Source organism: Paraniabella hibiscisoli (assembly GCF_022512515.1).
Taxonomy (GTDB): Bacteria; Bacteroidota; Bacteroidia; order Chitinophagales; family Chitinophagaceae; genus Niabella; species Niabella hibiscisoli.
In genome coordinates, this window is sequence record NZ_JAKWBK010000001.1 from 3015013 (window position 1) to 3031309 (window position 16297).

General features: G+C 40.2%; 20 protein-coding genes and 4 pseudogenes. 18 read left to right on the forward strand and 6 right to left on the reverse strand.

Annotation, left to right across the window (positions count from 1 at the left end):
* Positions 1–64: 64 nt before the first annotated feature.
* Entirely contained in the window at positions 65–655 is a 591-nt protein-coding gene (gene rdgB, locus MKP07_RS18825) for an RdgB/HAM1 family non-canonical purine NTP pyrophosphatase (RefSeq protein WP_240848555.1), read from the reverse strand.
* The gene (locus tag MKP07_RS18830; RefSeq protein ID WP_240848556.1) at positions 630–1148 is read right to left on the reverse strand and encodes a hypothetical protein; all 519 of its coding nucleotides are present in this window, start codon (positions 1146–1148) and stop codon (positions 630–632) included. The genes rdgB and MKP07_RS18830 overlap by 26 nt, the downstream gene beginning before the upstream one ends.
* Positions 1149–1248: 100 nt before the next feature.
* On the opposite strand from MKP07_RS18830, the gene MKP07_RS18835 reads away from it, so the two are divergent.
* The 11 genes and pseudogenes from MKP07_RS18835 (at position 1249) to MKP07_RS18885 (ending at position 9067) form a co-directional block, all read left to right on the forward strand.
* Positions 1249–2313: a branched-chain amino acid aminotransferase gene (locus tag MKP07_RS18835; RefSeq protein WP_240848557.1), complete on the forward strand. Its 1065-nt coding sequence runs from the start codon at positions 1249–1251 to the stop codon at positions 2311–2313.
* A 259-nt stretch (positions 2314–2572) separates the two neighbouring features.
* Complete coding sequence (locus MKP07_RS18840) at positions 2573–3124, forward strand: hypothetical protein (RefSeq protein ID WP_240848558.1); 552 nt, start codon at positions 2573–2575, stop codon at positions 3122–3124.
* A gap of 295 nt (positions 3125–3419) precedes the next feature.
* The gene (gene rpsL / locus MKP07_RS18845) at positions 3420–3794 is read left to right on the forward strand and encodes a 30S ribosomal protein S12 (RefSeq protein ID WP_240848559.1); all 375 of its coding nucleotides are present in this window, start codon (positions 3420–3422) and stop codon (positions 3792–3794) included.
* A 94-nt stretch (positions 3795–3888) separates the two neighbouring features.
* Positions 3889–4356, forward strand: coding sequence for a 30S ribosomal protein S7 (gene rpsG / locus MKP07_RS18850; RefSeq protein ID WP_231008431.1), 468 nt, complete (start codon positions 3889–3891; stop codon positions 4354–4356).
* 279 nt (positions 4357–4635) lie between these two features.
* Positions 4636–4830, forward strand: coding sequence for a hypothetical protein (locus MKP07_RS18855; RefSeq protein WP_240848560.1), 195 nt, complete (start codon positions 4636–4638; stop codon positions 4828–4830).
* A gap of 29 nt (positions 4831–4859) precedes the next feature.
* Positions 4860–5435 (forward strand): M57 family metalloprotease, encoded by a 576-nt coding sequence (locus MKP07_RS18860; protein ID WP_240848561.1) that lies wholly within the window; start codon positions 4860–4862, stop codon positions 5433–5435.
* 125 nt (positions 5436–5560) lie between these two features.
* On the forward strand, positions 5561–5947 hold the full coding sequence (locus MKP07_RS18865; protein WP_240848562.1) for a hypothetical protein: 387 nt from the start codon (positions 5561–5563) through the stop codon (positions 5945–5947).
* Between the two features lie 152 nt (positions 5948–6099).
* A pseudogene (locus tag MKP07_RS18870) lies at positions 6100–6845 on the forward strand (S1 family serine peptidase); the annotation flags it as partial.
* 84 nt (positions 6846–6929) lie between these two features.
* On the forward strand, positions 6930–7469 hold the full coding sequence (locus tag MKP07_RS41290; protein WP_317236052.1) for a hypothetical protein: 540 nt from the start codon (positions 6930–6932) through the stop codon (positions 7467–7469).
* 717 nt (positions 7470–8186) lie between these two features.
* A complete protein-coding gene (locus MKP07_RS18880) occupies positions 8187–8741 on the forward strand; it encodes an alpha/beta hydrolase (RefSeq protein ID WP_240848563.1) in 555 nt (184 codons plus the stop codon).
* A gap of 17 nt (positions 8742–8758) precedes the next feature.
* Positions 8759–9067, forward strand: coding sequence for a hypothetical protein (locus MKP07_RS18885; RefSeq protein WP_240848564.1), 309 nt, complete (start codon positions 8759–8761; stop codon positions 9065–9067).
* A gap of 21 nt (positions 9068–9088) precedes the next feature.
* Here MKP07_RS18885 and MKP07_RS18890 read toward each other — a convergent pair whose 3' ends face one another.
* From MKP07_RS18890 to MKP07_RS18905, 4 genes are all read right to left on the reverse strand, one after another.
* Complete coding sequence (locus tag MKP07_RS18890; RefSeq protein WP_240848565.1) at positions 9089–9430, reverse strand: hypothetical protein; 342 nt, start codon at positions 9428–9430, stop codon at positions 9089–9091.
* A gap of 134 nt (positions 9431–9564) precedes the next feature.
* Complete coding sequence (locus MKP07_RS18895) at positions 9565–9822, reverse strand: acyl-CoA-binding protein (protein WP_240848566.1); 258 nt, start codon at positions 9820–9822, stop codon at positions 9565–9567.
* Between the two features lie 146 nt (positions 9823–9968).
* Entirely contained in the window at positions 9969–10907 is a 939-nt protein-coding gene (locus MKP07_RS18900) for an alkaline phosphatase family protein (RefSeq protein ID WP_240848567.1), read from the reverse strand.
* Between the two features lie 5 nt (positions 10908–10912).
* Complete coding sequence (locus tag MKP07_RS18905; RefSeq protein ID WP_240848568.1) at positions 10913–11599, reverse strand: alkaline phosphatase family protein; 687 nt, start codon at positions 11597–11599, stop codon at positions 10913–10915.
* A 566-nt stretch (positions 11600–12165) separates the two neighbouring features.
* Here MKP07_RS18905 and MKP07_RS18910 point away from each other — a divergent pair.
* The 7 genes and pseudogenes from MKP07_RS18910 to rplB all read left to right on the forward strand — a co-directional run bounded on the left by MKP07_RS18910 (position 12166) and on the right by rplB (position 16286).
* A pseudogene (locus MKP07_RS18910) lies at positions 12166–12858 on the forward strand (alpha/beta hydrolase).
* A 235-nt stretch (positions 12859–13093) separates the two neighbouring features.
* Positions 13094–13398, forward strand: a pseudogene (gene rpsJ / locus MKP07_RS18915) (30S ribosomal protein S10).
* A 336-nt stretch (positions 13399–13734) separates the two neighbouring features.
* Positions 13735–13965, forward strand: a complete 231-nt coding sequence (locus MKP07_RS18920; protein WP_240848569.1) for a hypothetical protein — start codon at positions 13735–13737, stop codon at positions 13963–13965.
* Positions 13956–14321: pseudogene (gene rplC / locus MKP07_RS18925) on the forward strand (50S ribosomal protein L3); the annotation flags it as partial. The gene MKP07_RS18920 and the pseudogene rplC, both read left to right, overlap by 10 nt.
* 33 nt (positions 14322–14354) lie before the next feature.
* Positions 14355–14996 carry a 50S ribosomal protein L4 gene (gene rplD, locus MKP07_RS18930; RefSeq protein ID WP_240848570.1) on the forward strand — a complete coding sequence of 214 codons (642 nt, stop codon included), beginning with the start codon at positions 14355–14357 and terminating at the stop codon, positions 14994–14996.
* A gap of 32 nt (positions 14997–15028) precedes the next feature.
* Positions 15029–15328: a 50S ribosomal protein L23 gene (gene rplW, locus MKP07_RS18935; protein ID WP_114790692.1), complete on the forward strand. Its 300-nt coding sequence runs from the start codon at positions 15029–15031 to the stop codon at positions 15326–15328.
* 118 nt (positions 15329–15446) lie between these two features.
* Entirely contained in the window at positions 15447–16286 is an 840-nt protein-coding gene (rplB, locus tag MKP07_RS18940) for a 50S ribosomal protein L2 (RefSeq protein WP_240848571.1), read from the forward strand.
* Positions 16287–16297: the final 11 nt, after the last annotated feature.

Consider the following 16297-nt stretch of genomic DNA (forward strand, 5'->3'; position numbering starts at 1 on the left):
GTAGATAGTGAGCGTTCAACAGGAATAGTGAATAGTAAATAGCCGATAGCCCATGAACTATCGGCTATTGCGCCGGATTTTGGTTTTCTTTCAACCAGGCCGTAAGTTTTTTCAATGCTTTTGCCCGGTGACTGTATTGTTTTTTCTCCTCCATAGTCATTTCTCCAAAAGTTTGAGTAGCGCCTTCAGCTATAAAAACCGGGTCGTAGCCAAACCCTCCTGTTCCTGTACGTTCATGAGTAATGGCACCTTTGCAAATACCCTCAAACTGATGTTCGTCGCCATTCATAATCAAAGAAATAACGGTTCTGAACCGGGCATTTCTATTGGTCTGGGGCTTCATTTTGTACAGTAGTTTGTCAATATTGTCAGCAAACCCGGGTTCATTGTCGGCATAACGCGCACTTTTAACACCCGGTTCTCCCTGCAATGCCTCTACCTCCAGCCCGGTATCTTCGCTAAAGCAATCTATTCCTTTCAGGTTAAAGATCGTTCTGGATTTTTCCGTTGCATTAGCTTCCAGCGTATCATGAGGTTCGGGAATATCCTGGTGAATACCTGCCTCCTTTAAACTGATGATTTCGAAATGGCTATCCAGTGCATTACGTATTTCCTGCACTTTATGGTCATTATTCGTTGCAAAAATGAGGGTCATAAATTGAATATATTTTTAAAGCAGCCCAAAGTAAACCCTTCGCTGGTTTATCATTTTGAAGATCGTGCAAAGCGGGCGCATGCATTACAGTATAGCCAGAGAAAGATTGTACCTGGTAAGGCGGTGTTTGAAAAGGAAAACCCCAGTCCTGTACCGTTATACCAAAAAGCAAAACTACTTTTGTATTGAAATGATTTAAAACAGATGTGTGCGCAACCGTCGGATAATTATTCATATTAATAAGCGCCACGTCGTTAAGGCTTAGGTGACAAGCTTTTAATAATTGCATTAAAAACTCCAGTTGGGTGTCAGGTAAATTGGTAATATTTTCATAATTAACTGCTACCAGTATTCCCTTTTGATTGCTGCCTAATGATTTCCATTCGATCACCCGTTCCTCATCTACAGGTGCTGATGAAACTGGGGCAACGGACGTAAAAGCGCCACTATTGTTGTCTTGTCCAACAAGCGTAGAGGCATACAATTGTGTCACCAGGTAGGGGGAGATTCATTTCATTCAAACTCATACATTACACATTTAACGAGAGTGTTCGTATATTCGCAATAACAATAATAGTCAAAAATAACATTTTATGGTAGAGGCAGTTCAAATACCTGTGGAGCGGATAAAAGAAAGCAAATTAGGGCAGGTAGATTTTAGCAATTTAGGTTTTGGAAAGTATTTTTCTGATCACATGCTGGAGGCAGACTATGTTAACGGGGAGTGGACCAGCGTTAAGATCAGACCTTACCAGGATCTCGGATTCCTTCCCGCTCTATCGGTACTACATTATTCTCAAACTATTTTCGAAGGACAAAAAGCACATAAAGATGAGAATGGCAATATCCACATTTTCAGGCCTCATGAGAACTGGAAACGACTGAACCGATCTGCAGAGCGCATGGCTATGCCGCATGTGCCGGAGGAGATTTTTATAGATGGTATGAAGCAGCTGATCGAACTGGATAAAGCATTTATTCCATCGGGGTACGACGAGTCTTTGTACATACGTCCATTTCTTTTTGCTACTGAAGAAACATTGGGCGTGAAAGAATCTAATTCCTATAAATTTTTAATTATAACAGGACCAGTAGGTTCTTATTTTTCGGCGCCTGCGCGTATTTATGTAGAAGAAAAATATACCCGCGCCGCTCCTGGTGGTACCGGCGCTGCAAAAACGGGCGGTAACTACGCAGCTTCTTTGCTGTCTTCTGCGGAGGCTAGAAAGCAAGGCTATGACCAGGTATTATGGATGGACGCCGTGGAACATAAATATGTTCAGGAAGTAGGAGCGATGAACATTATGTTTGTTATTGATGGTAAGATCATTACACCTGACCTGACCGATGGTACTATTTTGAGCGGCATTACACGTATGAGTCTCCTTGGGTTATTTAAGGAAAAAGGGTATACTGTAGAAGAACGCAAAGTATCGATTGACGAGATCGTGGAAGCCTATAAAAATGGTAGCTTACAGGAAGTATTTGGTTGTGGAACAGCGGCAACTATTTCACATGTACGCGAGTTGAAGTATAAAGATTTTGTAATGGGATTTGATGTAGAAAGTATGACCATTTCTGCAGATATGAAGAAGTACCTGCTGGATTATAAAGAGAATCTCCATGGCGATCCGCATGGCTGGCTGGAAAAAGTATAATGCTCCAATATCTTATGTATAAAGGGCTTGAAGATTTGTCTTCAAGCCCTTTTTGTTACTATCCCGGAAAGAATCTTTTGATTGCAATTAATTTGTTTTTAAAGATAGGATGCTCTGAATGTTAAATAACAAATCATTGCGTTTTCATTAATTTCTCTGTAACACAGGCCGGATTATTTTTGGTGCATACTAAATGCTTATTCACCAACTATCAAATATTATGAGAACACAACCTATTTTGAATTACTTACCAACCAGTATGAAGCGTTGGCTAGCCGCCGGTCTGATCTTTTCTGCGGTCCCGTTCAAATCTGAAGCACAAACAGAGAATCGGAAAACACAACTAGGTATTTTTACAGGAATAGCAAAAGCAGACCATTTAGGTATTAGCCCGCAGTTCGGTTTTGTATATGAAAGAAAATTTACCCGACACAGTAGCCTGGAGATGGGCATGAGGTGGATGCGTTCCTATACGAAGGGTACAGGGTTTACTGAAACGTCTTCCGGAAGGGTATCCCACTATTCGCGGGAGGATTACAATTATTTCTCCATACCGGTATTATATAAATTCACTTCCTCTATTGTAAATGTTTCTGCTGGCCCTGTTTTAAACCTGATGACAGGGAAACTTGAAACCAATGAATCCTGGCGTACGCTCAAAAGCTTTGAAAAACCTTTCAATACTTTAAATGTGGGCGCTATGTTTAAAATAGGGAAAGCCATTCACTTTAAAGACCGCTTTGTGCTGGAGCCGGAAGCGGCGTTTCTAAAAGTGGCTATTTTAAGAAGCCCATTTGGGAAACCAGCGTAACACTTAAGTATAAATTATAGTAAATCAACTTTTTAGGCGAAAGTTTGATCCTGAAACGAGTAGCTTTTACAGGCACCGGGAAACTCCACCAAAACTCAGTAGCTCCTGATAATCCTGGTGTCCTGTTTTTTATTTCCTCCTGTTTTCGAGGAATTTGTTGATTCCGGCAGATTTTGTATCTTGTATAATCGAGTGTCGGTGACATTAAAATGTTGAAAGATAATTTTTACCAATTTATTTTTGTTGATTCGAATTCTTGCCTTACCTTTGCCGTCCAAAAATTAAAGGACAAGGAATGCCTACAATTAATCAATTAGTTCGTAAAGGAAGACAAATAATTAAAGCAAAGAGTAAATCAAGGGCTTTAGATCAGTGCCCTCAGCGCCGTGGCGTTTGTACTCGTGTATATACCACTACACCTAAAAAACCTAACTCAGCACTTCGTAAAGTAGCTAAGGTGCGTTTAACTAATAAAATTGAGGTAATTGCCTACATTCCGGGAGAAGGACATAACCTGCAGGAGCACTCAATCGTATTGATTCGCGGTGGTAGGGTAAAAGATCTTCCAGGTGTACGTTACCACATTGTACGCGGTAGCTTAGATACTGCGGGTGTAAAAGATCGTAAACAAAGCCGTTCTAAATACGGTACGAAAAGAGCGAAGAAATAATTCTCCAGAAGGTTGAATTATTATTTATATCAAAGAAGGCTGAGTAAAGTTTTAATTCTTGAAGAAATTCAGCCGATACTAAAAATTAAATAAAATGCGTAAAGCACAAGCCAAGAAACTCCCTTTAGCGCCAGATCCTAAGTTTAATGATAAACTGGTTACACGTTTTGTTAACAACCTTATGTGGGAAGGTAAAAAGAGCGGAGCGTTCACTATTTTTTATGATGCATTAGACAAAGTAGCCAAACAAACGAACGAAGATGGCTATGAAGTTTGGAAGAAGGCTTTATCAAACGTAACTCCTGCTGTAGAAGTACGCAGCCGTCGTATCGGTGGTGCTACTTTCCAGATTCCTTCAGAAGTTCGTCCTGATAGAAAAATATCTTTAAGCATCAAATGGTTAATTCGTTATAGCCGCGATCGTAACGGTCGTAGCATGGCTGACAAATTAGCTAACGAAATCGTAGCTGCCAGCAAAGGTGAAGGTGCTGCATTTAAAAAGAAAGAAGATACTCATCGTATGGCTGAAGCTAACAAAGCTTTCGCTCACTTCAGAGTATAATTATATTGTCATCCTGAGCTTGACGAAGGATCAACTAGTTTTTTAAAAGCCCGTTCCGAAAGGAATGGGCTTTTTTTATTGAAAATTTTGCTGGAGTATTTAAATGCACTATTTTCACGCTGCTAAATAATCTACTGAAATTTAAACTGTTTAAACCATGAAGAAAACGCTACGCAAGCCTATTGCTGCTTATGGAATTTTGTTAATTGTATTTACTCTTTTTTTGTCGGATGTAGGAAGAACGTTGACACTCATATGCGCTCAAATGAAGATATAGAGATGTTTGCAAAGAGGATAGGCGTTGATCCATCCAATGTTAAAGATTCAGGGACCTTTGTTGTTGTGGGAGGTGATATGCTTTTCGAGAAAAGACAGCTATTGACTACTCATCCAAGGCAAGTTGTTGCCAGTACAGATGATAGTGCTCCGATGTATGGTTATGGGCCTATAAGTCTTGAAAAAGAGGCGATATAAAGATATTTATTAGTAGAGAACTGGGTATAGTGGGAGAATCGGGGCCTTTGGGAATTGCCGCTAATAGATATACAGAAGCAGTAAGGCAAGCAATTGATAAGTTTAATACACTTGTGCCTAACACAACTATAAAAATGAGAGAAGTTTTTTCTCAGGCATCCTGCGATATTACTGTTCATTTAGCTGCGTTTAATACTGGGCGATCTGGCTATGCTCACTATCCTTTGAATGGAAATCCAGGGTCTGATGTTTATCTGGATCTTACGGATGAAGGAGACTATTCTACCATACCATTGGCGACGTTATTAGCTGCACATGAGCTGGGGCATGCTATAGGACTGTTTCATACAGATGAAATTCCTAATTCAAGCTTTACGGAATCTTATGGATATTATTCGGCGGGAATTTTCTATTTAAAGCGTATTCCAGGAACTCCAGATTTTGCAACAGCATCCAATCCTACTCCTGATCTCAATTCGTTTATAATAAAAAATATAAACATTGCATCTGGCGGTTGGAGTCAGAGTTTAACTAACCCTTCTGGTGTTGGATTTAGTAATGATGACATTGCTGCAATACAGTTTTTATATCCTTTTTTGAAATAAGCGGCCCCTCCACCTTGTGTAATTCATCAACCTATTCACTTCAAAATGCGCCACCTTCTGGTGCTAGCTGGATATGGTCGGTATCGAATTCAAGTATAGCTTCTATATCATATAGCGGTGCCGACATGATATTAACAAGAACGGGATATGGCTCCACCAATCTAATAGTAACCATATCATACAATGGTAGTACTATTGTTGTAACAAAACCAATAGATTTAGGCTATCCGACACCGGATATTTTTACGAATGTTGGTAGCACTGCTACATTTGGAGGGTGCTATCAATTTAATTACTTATCACAAGTGCCTGGCACAACTTATAAATGGCAGTTAAAGAAAATGCCGTCAGGACCAACACAAACAGTGTCAACCGCTGCATTTGCTGAATTGTGTTTTGAAGCTTTAGGTAGCCATAGGCTGACGCTTTCAATTTCTAACGCATGCGTTACAAATCAGGTTGTTTATACGAAAAATATTAATGTAGTAGATGATGGTGGCCCTATACATTAGGGGAAAACCTCTTGTTTGTGCAAGCTAAACTAGACTAGAGAGTCCGTTCCGAAAAGAACGGTCTCTCTTTATATTAAAAATTTTGCTGGAATTTTTGAATGCCCTATTTTCACACTGCTAAATAATCTACTGAAATTTAAACTGTTTAAACCATGAAGAAAACGCTACGCAAGCCTATCGCTGCTTATGGAATTTTGTTATTTTTATCTGTGTTGTTGATTGCTGGGTGTCAAAAAAAGGACGCATCGGTAAATGAAAAGAAGGAACAACTTAAAAAACCTGAGACAACTTCAGTTATTGGAGGAGGGGCTGTCGATATATCGGTCATACCATATCAAGCGAGACTTTTCTCATCTAGTAGCGGGGCTGCTGGAATCATCATTGGTGATAGGTGGATATTAACTGCCGCTCATGTTATTGGGAATGCTTCACCATCGGCATTTACTGTTTATGTAGGATCAAGCACTGTAAATTCGGGGGCATCGTACTCTGTAGATGCAATATACCCTCATGAAAACTTCTCTAGTGTCACGGTCGGTAATAATACATTATTGAATAATGATATTGCTCTTTTCACTTGTCTACACCTATTGTATTTGGTCCTAACGTTCAGTCCGTTCAGTATTATAATAATGGAGTTAATTTGAGTGTAAATCAAATCGGGACTGCGTCTGGTTGGGGGCAAACAACCTGGCATGGTGCTAATGGTACAGACTTTTCATCTTTGTTAAAGTCAGTAGACATTACTATAACGGATCTATCTGATCCCAGTAAAATAGTTGCGAGTAGTGCATCAGGAACCGGCACAAACGATGGTATTTGTTGGGGTGACAGCGGTGGGCCTTTTACAATTAATGATAGCCAGTTTGGAAAAGTTCTGGCAGGTATAAGTTCACGATCTGATTGCAGTTCGGGAATTTCCGAATTTACAAATGTTGCATATTACACGGGCTGGATAATGGAAAAAACGGGAATTCACTATATGTCGATATCAGGGCCATCTTCTTTTTGTAGTTCAGGAACTTATTCTGTTAGCAATTTGCCTACTGGGGCTACAGTGAGTTGGAGCGCTTCTCCATCAGTTCCACTTACATTAAATGGAAGTCAGGTAACTGTAAGTAGTAGCGGAAGTTCTGGGTATATTACTCTAACCGCAACAATAACAGTTGGAAACAGTCAATCAACTGTATTAACTAAGCAGATCATAACAAATGGAATCTATGCGCAGGGAGTTTATATATCCGGGCCACAAACAGTTGCTGCTAATGCTTCACAATATTTTTATGAGCTAACGGCGCCCACAGGAGCAAGTGTATTCAATATAGTTTGGAAAATGGCTCCAGCTTATGCTGTGAATGGATGGCAGATATTGGGAGGACAAGGGACATCAAATGTTCATATAAAAACAGGGAGCCAGTCGGCTGTACTGGAAGTACAATATACAGATATGTGTGGCGTGGTAAGGACTGAGTCGATGGCAATTGAGGTCAGTAAGAAAGTTATAGCGCCGGTTCAACCATAACTGTACTTGAGTATTGATTTATATTTCTATAAAGGAGGCTACAGTAAAGTTGGGTGTAGCCTCATTTTTATTGGGTTCGTTATCTTTCGTATCTTACTTTGGATCTTGCGACTATCCTCATCTACCTGTACAAGTCATTAGTTATATTTTCATAGTCCTTTTGCAGACCTGTTCGCTCCACGGTTAAACGATTAGGAATACTACAACCGCAACGATTTCTTTCTTTTACATGAACGAAATATAGTAGCACAGAAGGCGACGGTATGGTAAATGCAGCTTTGTGAACTGGCTTCAGAGTAATATAGAATCGTATTTGTACTTATGCCATAAACGAGCCTGATCTTTCAGTATATTTAATATAGTAGGTGAATATATTGTCTGAAATTAAACCTTGCCAATGAGTGTGATACTGCACAAGCTTGGGGTAAAACCATTAATGTAGTGGCAGGTGATAGTACACCGCCAAATCAGTGAGTCGTAGAGGTAGTTACTGCTCTTTAAAAGCCCATTCCTTTCGGAACGGGCTTTTAATATTTATATACTTACAAAAATCACTATTTATGATGATGAAAATTACCGGTTAGTAGCTATTGACTTAGAGGGCTCGGCAAGCTACTTTTTTACAAATTATATCGCTATGAAAAATTACATCATCAAAAAATACCGGTACTCTTCCTGTTTATATTATTTTTAGCGGGTTGTAAAAAGGAAGCGCAAATGAATATAGACGATAACAGGATTTACCAGCTGGAAAGGCAGGAATTGAATATTAGTTACGGTACCCATGCGTTACAGAAGATGGATATTTATTTTCCTGAAGATTTTAATACAGCTACTCCTGTAGTATTCGTTATTCATGGTGGTGGGTTTGTTGCGGGCACCAAAGAAGACTTTACGGATAGGGCAAAGCTGTTTATGTCCAGAGGGTTTGTAACCATAAATGTAAGCCATAGGCTGGTTGATGCCACCGGACTGGATCAAACACCGCCGCCGCGTATCAGCTCTGCTATTAAGGTAAAAGATGAAGTGGATGATATTGCAGCTGCAGTAGAAATGTATAAAATATTGGCTGGCGGTTTTGGTTCGGGTACCTCAAAAATGTATATGGCCGGACATAGTGCAGGGGGAACTTTGGCGATGCTTTATGTACAGGGCGAAAAGAACCTCAATAAGCAGGTGAGGGCATCCGGAAATCTGGCCGGATTGACCAATGTGACTTTGCCTGAGGAGTTGTATAATAATCCCCCAACCATGAGTACTGGCCTGCTATAAAAGAATTACTGCATCGTATGTCGGGCGCTGAACCCATAAAGCAAAACGCATTACACCTGATGGCCATCTCACCGAATTGGGTATCTTCTTTGCATGCACCCGGAATGCCTAACATAACGGTGATGTCTGATACGAACGATGATGATCTGCGGTTTGCCCCTCACTTCAGTACTATCGAAGATGCGAGACAATATGATTCACAATTAAGATCCCAAAATGTAGCCAGCGAATTGGTGATGATGAACACCGATCATGGATTTGGCAGGCACCCGGGCGATTGGGAAAAGGCAATAAAATACACTACTGACTTTTTCAGGAAGCACTAGAAAATAGGCAAGCGAAATCCGTTAGCCTTGCTGCAGTTCACCGTCGCCAACAGGTTCTAAAGTATCGGTACTTAAAAATGCAAATGGCGGGTTGATGACTAAGCATAGCGGTTTTTCGTTTCTTAATTGATCTATGATTCTGGCAAAAGTTTTCTCTGGCATAAACAGTTTGGCATATTTCAGATCTGCCTGAAAGCTATTTGCCGGCAGCGGCTGCCCGTCATACACGAAATTGATATCGGCTATTTTAGCATCGCTTTTGTTTTCGTTCAGTTTCCAAAGGGATAATTTTACCGCATAATCATTATTGCTTAATGTATTGGAGTAAGCGTATTTGCTAACCGCCTGGATGGTGTGCGCCATATTGAGGGATTTTAAGTTTGATTGAAATAAGATCAAACTTAAAGGTTTAACAAGCCTGTTGCAATAGCCAGATCAGGCGATGCCTGCAGCGGAAGATTGCATTTTTGTATTCTGAATCTTTCAATACAATAGCATTAACCTTTTAACTGCTGAACCAAAGCTATATACTCCTGCATCGCCGAGTCTTTTGTTTTCCCTTTTAAAGCTTCCCAGGCATTGAATTTAGCTTTATTAACGATATCGAAAGGATTAGAAGGCGGATCAATATTAATATCGCCAACAGAGCCCTGTTTGTATAATGAGTAGAGTTGTAACAGGATCTCGTTGGAAGGTTTTTCGCTGAGGGTTTTGCTCTCTTCAGCTGCTTTTTCAAATTGTTGTTGCAGTTCCATTCTTTTTGATTTTAGTTGAAAAATAATCAATCATCTGCGTTGTTCATCAGCTGACTCAAAATATTGCTTTCCGTCAATAATAAATGCCATCCGCGAAGATGGCATTTATTATCTTTTGGGGTATCGAGTACCCAATATTTGGCATCTTACTGCGTTACCTCAGTAATAGGTTTGCCAATAGCGCCATTAGGCATTTGAATACGTAATAAGGCTGCAACAGTTGGAGCGATATCGGTCATATACACTTCGCGATTACTTTTGCCGGGCTTAATACCCCAACCCATCCAAACCAGCGGGATATGGGTGTCATGCGGGTTCCAGGTACCATGGGTGGTTCCTGTGCCTCCGTATCCGCCTTCAAACCAGGCCGGGTAGGGGATCAGCTGTATGGCGCCGGAGCGTTTGTTGTTGTAGCCATTAATAGTCATTTCCCTGATCACTTGCGGTATGGGTTCAGCGCCTATATTTTCTACATCAATTACAAATTGCAGTTCAGGCACATCTTTCAGGAATTTTAAAGATGCTTTTTTAATTGCATCATAGTCCAGTTTTTGCTCTTTAATTACCTTCTTGTTAAAGTTGATCTGGTAGTTGGTATTAGACAGCACTATTTTCTCTGCACCGAACTGGGCCTTTAAAGCATCGTTCAGGCTCGTTGTGATCTTTTTTAGTTCTAAGAATTCTGCCGGCATTTTGTACTCTTTCATAAAGTTGATGGCATGCGCTGCACCATGATCGGCAGTTAGGAATACCAGGTAATTACCTTTTCCTAATTTTTGATCCAGGTATTTATAAAAGGCACCCAGCTCTTTATCTAAACGTAAGTAAACGTCTTCTATCTCTATAGAATTGGGGCCATACTTATGGCCTACATAGTCTGTAGAAGCGCAGTTGATCGTAAGGAAGTCTGTAACCGCTCCGCCACCCAGGTTATTGCCTTCAATAGCAGCTTTGGCAAAATCTAATGTAAGTGTATTGCCAAAGGGAGAACTGCGAATAACATCTTTGTCTGTTTTGTATACTTCTTTCAGATTGTGAGGAAACGCGGTAGTAGTTTCACCTTTGAATTTCCCTTCCCATTTCACATCGTCTACTGTACTTTGTTTATAAGTGTTGATAGGGTAGAGCGTGGTCCAGGGGTTGCAGTAAGTCTGCCCGGCTCATCTTTTGCGTTAAAATCTTTCACCCATTTCGGTAGTTCGTTCATATACCAGCTACTGGTAATAAAATCGCCATTGGCATCATCAAACCAGAAAGCTCCTGTTGGGTTATGACCTGCTGGTAAAATGGAAGCCCGGTCTTTGAGCGATACGCCTATTACTTTTGACTGAAAATTGGTAGCCAGGCGCAGCTCGTCTGTTATGGTAGTAGCGAGCAGGTTGCGCGGAGACATTTTGCCGGCGCTGGAGTTACTACCCACACCCTGAACGGTTGAGTCATCGGTACAATAAACGTTCTTTCCTGAGGCCTGGTCAATCCAGTTATTACCTGAAATACCATGAATAGCAGGTACAGAGCCGGTAAATACCGTGGTGTGACCAATGGCAGTATAGGATGGGATATAATTGATAAATGTGTTTTCACAGCTAAAACCTTCATTAAGCATACGTTTAAAGCCTCCGGTGGCTTCGTAACGATCATAATACCTGTATAGGTAGTCCCAACGCATCTGGTCTACTACTAACCCAACCACCAGTTTAGGACGTTTTATGCCATTTTGGGCAAAAGCTGTAACGGCCACACAAAGTGCAATTATTGGCAAAATAATTTTCTTCATTAATAATCAATTTGTTCAAAAATAGGAAAAGCCCATGTGATAATGCTATGTGTACTGTAAAGTTTATGTTACACAGTCACAAGCCAACAGGTTTTTCTGTAGCTTTAATTTAAAAGTTGTTAGTATTGAATTACCGATTACATTGCCTGGCTTTTCTTTTATTTGTTTGTAGCTTCTCTAAGGCGCAGGTTGCGCGGCTTACCATTGTTTTAAAATCTGTTCCTTCAACTACTACTAACAATTCGGCTATTTATATAGCCGGCAATTTTAACGGATGGAAACCAGATGACAATGATTTTAAATTGGTGAGGTTACCGCAGTATAAAGATAGTTTTGCCGTTACAATTCCTGTAAGTGTAGAATTATTGGAGTTTAAATTAACAAAAGGAAGCTGGCGAACGGTGGAATCCGACAGCAATGGAAACAATATACCCAATCGTGCCATCAGTGTTAAAAAGGATACGACAATCCAGATTTCAATAGTCGGATGGCAGGACGATTTCAAAAGGGAAAATAAAATGAGTACAGCCAGCAAAAATGTACATATTATAGATTCTTCGTTTTATATGCCTGAATTGAACCGGTATCGGCGGATATGGGTGTACCTGCCGGCAGATTACGAATCGGCGCCTGCAAAGCATTACCCGGTGCTTTACATGCAGGATGGACAAAACCTGTTTGACGAGTCAACCGCTTTTTCCGGCGAATGGGGAGTGGATGAATTTTTAGATTCTGCTAAAATAGCCTCGTGCATAGTAGTGGGCATTGATAATGGAGGTGTGAAAAAGGATGAACGAGTATAATCCTTACGATCATCCCGAGTTGGAAAAGGAGAGGGAAATGCCTATGTGGATTTCCTGGTAAAAACCTTAAAGCCTTTTATAGATCAGCGATTTCGTACTTTGAAAGAACCTCCTAACACAATTATTGCCGGAAGTTCTATGGGAGGGCTGATTTCGATGTATGCCATTTTGAAATATCCGGGTGTTTTTGGCAAAGCCGGCATTTTTTCCCCTGCTTTTTGGTTAGCAGATAAGGAGATTTTGAAAAACATCAAACTAAACGCCGGTCGATTAAAAGGCAAAGTATATTTTTATGCCGGTGGGCTGGAAGGTAAGGATATGGTGCCTGGCGTACAAAAAGTGGTAGAATTACTGCAGCAATATCCGGCTATACAGTTAAAATCCAGGATAAAAAGACCGGCAGGCATAATGAAGCAGAATGGCAGAAACAGTTTCCCATATTTTACAGGTGGGTAATAAAATAGTTTGGAGTTCAATGTCAGCTGCTGTGAGGACTCTGCGTTTTGGAAGGTGCTAATTTGATTAGAGTGATAAAAGCTACAATCTAAAAGAGCCGGAAGCGCCTCCAACAGCGACAAAGCCCCCTTTTTCAGATAAATTGGAAATTCTCCGAAAAATTGTTTTTAAAAATTAGATTATTTAAATACTTAACTGTACATTTGCACTCCCATTTCAAAAAGGGTATCTAACAATGTCGCAAAGAATCAGAATAAAATTACAGTCTTACGATCACAATTTAGTTGACAAATCAGCAGAGAAAATCGTTAAAACTGTACGAAGCACTGGCGCTGTAGTAACAGGCCCTATTCCTCTTCCTACACACCGTAAAATATTCACAGTTCTTCGCTCTCACACGTTAATAAAAAGAGCCGTGAGCAGTTTCAATTAGCTACTCACAAAAGATTGTTGGATATTTATACGTCTTCTTCACGCACAGTAGATGCGTTGTCGAAATTGGACCTGCCAAGTGGTGTAGAGGTTGAGATTAAAGCCTAACAGCTTTCGAGTCCTGGCTTAACAGGATTCAAAATAGTTCTTACAACAAACTGTCATCTCTCAACTCCGAAAGGAAAAAAGAGCTCTGATTAAAAATATTCTCAACATTAAATAGTTGAGAACCAACATAAAACAAGCCGTTCAGGGTTTGTTTACTATCAGTACTTCCCGATAAAGGAAAAGGTTGATAGTCCGAGATCTGCCCGACTGAATTATTCAGACGGGATATCGGGAGGGATCGATGGAAGCTTTCATTTTGCTTCAAGTCCCCGATAATACCCTGTTCTGCCTATTTAAATTGTAAAAAATGAAAGGTATTATCGGAAAAAATTAGGGATGACCAGCATCTACGATCCTTCAGGCAAACAAACAGCCTGCACGATTATTGAAGCAGGTCCTTGTGTTGTTACACAAGTGAAAACGAAAGACACAGACGGATACGATGCATTACAGGTATCGTATGGTGACAAAAAAGAAAGCCGCACTAACCAGGCAGAAAAAACCACTTTGCAAAAGCTAACACTGCAGCAAAAAAGTTTTCAACAGAATTTCGTGATTTCTCAATAGAAAAAGCCCTTGGCGAAACTATAGACGTTGACATTTTCTCAGAAGGAGAAAAAGTTAGCGTTGTTGGCACGTCTAAAGGTAAAGGTTTCCAGGGTGTTGTAAAACGCCACGGCTTTAGCGGGGTAGGTGAGCAGTCTCACGGCCAGCACGATCGTCAAAGAGCTCCGGGTTCACTGGGTAACTCTTCTGACGCTGCACGCGTTATGAAAGGTATGCGCATGGCAGGCCGTATGGGCGGTGACAGGATTAAAATGAAAGGGTTGAAAGTGGTTAAGATTTTTGCTGAGAAGAATTACATTCTGGTTAGCGGGTCTGTACCGGGTCATATTGGTTCTATCGTTTTAATTCAAAATTAATACAACCCAACCTTAACATATAAATTAAAGAAAATGCAAGTTGAAGTTTTAAATATACAAGGTAAGGGTACTGGTCGTTCGGTTGAATTACCTGATGATATCTTTGCAATTGAACCTAATGATCACGTTATCTACCTTGCAGTTAAACAATATTTAGCTGCACAGCGTCAGGGTACTAACAAAGTAAAAACCCGTGCTGAGGTAAAAGGTTCCAGCAAAAAATTACACAAACAAAAAGGTACCGGTGGTAGCCGTAAAGGTAATATCCGTAACCCTTTATATAAAGGTGGTGGTACTATCTTTGGTCCTAAGCCCCGCGATTACAGCTTTAAACTGAATAAGAAGGTTAAAGATCTTGCAAAGATTTCTGCCCTTTCTTATAAAGCAAAAGCAAATGCTATCGTAGTAGTGGAAGACCTGAATTTCGAAGCTCCGAAAACAAAAGCATTTACAGGTGTATTAAGTGCACTGAATGTTGGAGAGAAAAAATTAATGTTCGTTTCTGACGTATTTAACGATAATGTTGAATTGTCTTTACGTAATGTACCTTCTGTTTTAGGTGTATCGTTGAGCGACTTAAATACTTACGACATCGTTAACTCTGAAGTATTAGTACTTACTGAAAGCGCTGCAAAAGTTTTCTCTGAAGAGGAAGGTGTTGTAGCAGAAGCATAAGCATATTATCAAACGTATCAAATTAAAAGAAGATGAATCCTTCTCAAGTTTTAATAAAGCCAATTTTAACCGAAAAAGCAAATGCTCAGCAAGAAAAATTGCGTCGTTATGCTTTCAAGGTTGATAAAAGATCGAACAAGCTGGAGATTAAAAAAGCTATCGAAACTTTTTACGGTGTAAACGTAACAAGCGTAAATACAGTAGTTGCTCCTGCTAAAAATAAAACCCGTTATACAAAAGCTGGTTTTATCAAAGGTCAGAAACCTTCTTATAAAAAAGCTTACGTTACTGTAGCTGAAGGTGAAGAAATTGATCTGTACGCAAATCTGTAAATAGTTCATTCGTTGGTGGTTCATAAGTTATGAACCCTGAATAATGATCCATTAACTAAAACGAAAGGCAATCAACCGCCGCGAAGTGTTGCAATAAAAAATTGTTAGAAGAATTAAAATGGCAGTAAAGAAATTCAAACCGATGACAGCAGGTACCCGTTGGAGAATCGGGAACGCTTACGCTGAAATCACTACTAACCAGCCTGAAAAAAGCTTGTTAGAAACTAAAAAGAGCACTGGTGGTCGTAACTCTTCTGGTCATCTTACTATGAGATACAGAGGTGGTGGTCATAAGAAAAAATATCGTATCGTAGACTTTAAAAGAGATAAGCACAACATAGAAGCTACTGTAGTTTCTATTGAGTACGATCCAAACCGTACAGCTTTTATCGCTTTAGTTGAATACACAGATGGCGAAAAACGTTATATCATCGCTCCTCAGGGCTTAACTGTAGGCACAAAGGTTATTAGCGGAGATGCAGTGGCACCAGAAATTGGTAACACTTTGAAGTTAAAGAACATGCCTTTGGGTACTAACGTTCACAACATCGAGTTAAACCCAAGCCAGGGTGGTAAATTGTCTCGTAGCGCAGGTTCTTCTGCACAGCTTACGAACAAGGAAGAAAAATACGCGGTATTGAAAATGCCTTCCGGCGAATTAAGAAAAGTATTGATTAACTGTTTTGCTACAGTTGGTGTAGTAAGCAACAGCGATCATAGCCTGCAAAGCATGGGTAAAGCTGGTAGAAACAGGTGGAAAGGTATTAAACCAAGAAACCGTGGTGTTGCCATGAACCCTGTAGATCACCCAATGGGTGGTGGTGAAGGCCGTGCATCGGGAGGTCAGCCTCGCAGCCGTAACGGTCAATACTCTAGAGGTCTGAAAACAAGGACTAAAGGAAAGGGTAGCGACAAGTTGATCATTCAACGTAAAAACGGTAAGAAGCTTTCTAAATAATTAATAACTGG

Excerpts from the sequence above, each read along its gene's own strand:
- MKP07_RS18840 (WP_240848558.1), top strand. The coding sequence starts at position 2,573 with ATGAAGCGTTGGCTAGCCGCCGGTCTGATCTTTTCTGCGGTCCCGTTC.
- rplB (WP_240848571.1), top strand. The coding sequence starts at position 15,447 with ATGGCAGTAAAGAAATTCAAACCGATGACAGCAGGTACCCGTTGGAGA.
- rpsL (WP_240848559.1), top strand. The coding sequence starts at position 3,420 with ATGCCTACAATTAATCAATTAGTTCGTAAAGGAAGACAAATAATTAAA.
- MKP07_RS18895 (WP_240848566.1), bottom strand. The coding sequence starts at position 9,822 with ATGGAACTGCAACAACAATTTGAAAAAGCAGCTGAAGAGAGCAAAACC.
- MKP07_RS18835 (WP_240848557.1), top strand. The coding sequence starts at position 1,249 with ATGGTAGAGGCAGTTCAAATACCTGTGGAGCGGATAAAAGAAAGCAAA.
- MKP07_RS18920 (WP_240848569.1), top strand. The coding sequence starts at position 13,735 with ATGACCAGCATCTACGATCCTTCAGGCAAACAAACAGCCTGCACGATT.
- rdgB (WP_240848555.1), bottom strand. The coding sequence starts at position 655 with ATGACCCTCATTTTTGCAACGAATAATGACCATAAAGTGCAGGAAATA.
- MKP07_RS18890 (WP_240848565.1), bottom strand. The coding sequence starts at position 9,430 with ATGGCGCACACCATCCAGGCGGTTAGCAAATACGCTTACTCCAATACA.
- rplW (WP_114790692.1), top strand. The coding sequence starts at position 15,029 with ATGAATCCTTCTCAAGTTTTAATAAAGCCAATTTTAACCGAAAAAGCA.
- MKP07_RS18880 (WP_240848563.1), top strand. The coding sequence starts at position 8,187 with ATGAATATAGACGATAACAGGATTTACCAGCTGGAAAGGCAGGAATTG.
- MKP07_RS18905 (WP_240848568.1), bottom strand. The coding sequence starts at position 11,599 with ATGAAGAAAATTATTTTGCCAATAATTGCACTTTGTGTGGCCGTTACA.
- MKP07_RS18885 (WP_240848564.1), top strand. The coding sequence starts at position 8,759 with ATGTCGGGCGCTGAACCCATAAAGCAAAACGCATTACACCTGATGGCC.
- MKP07_RS41290 (WP_317236052.1), top strand. The coding sequence starts at position 6,930 with ATGTCGATATCAGGGCCATCTTCTTTTTGTAGTTCAGGAACTTATTCT.
- MKP07_RS18865 (WP_240848562.1), top strand. The coding sequence starts at position 5,561 with ATGATATTAACAAGAACGGGATATGGCTCCACCAATCTAATAGTAACC.
- rpsG (WP_231008431.1), top strand. The coding sequence starts at position 3,889 with ATGCGTAAAGCACAAGCCAAGAAACTCCCTTTAGCGCCAGATCCTAAG.
- MKP07_RS18855 (WP_240848560.1), top strand. The coding sequence starts at position 4,636 with ATGTTTGCAAAGAGGATAGGCGTTGATCCATCCAATGTTAAAGATTCA.
- rplD (WP_240848570.1), top strand. The coding sequence starts at position 14,355 with ATGCAAGTTGAAGTTTTAAATATACAAGGTAAGGGTACTGGTCGTTCG.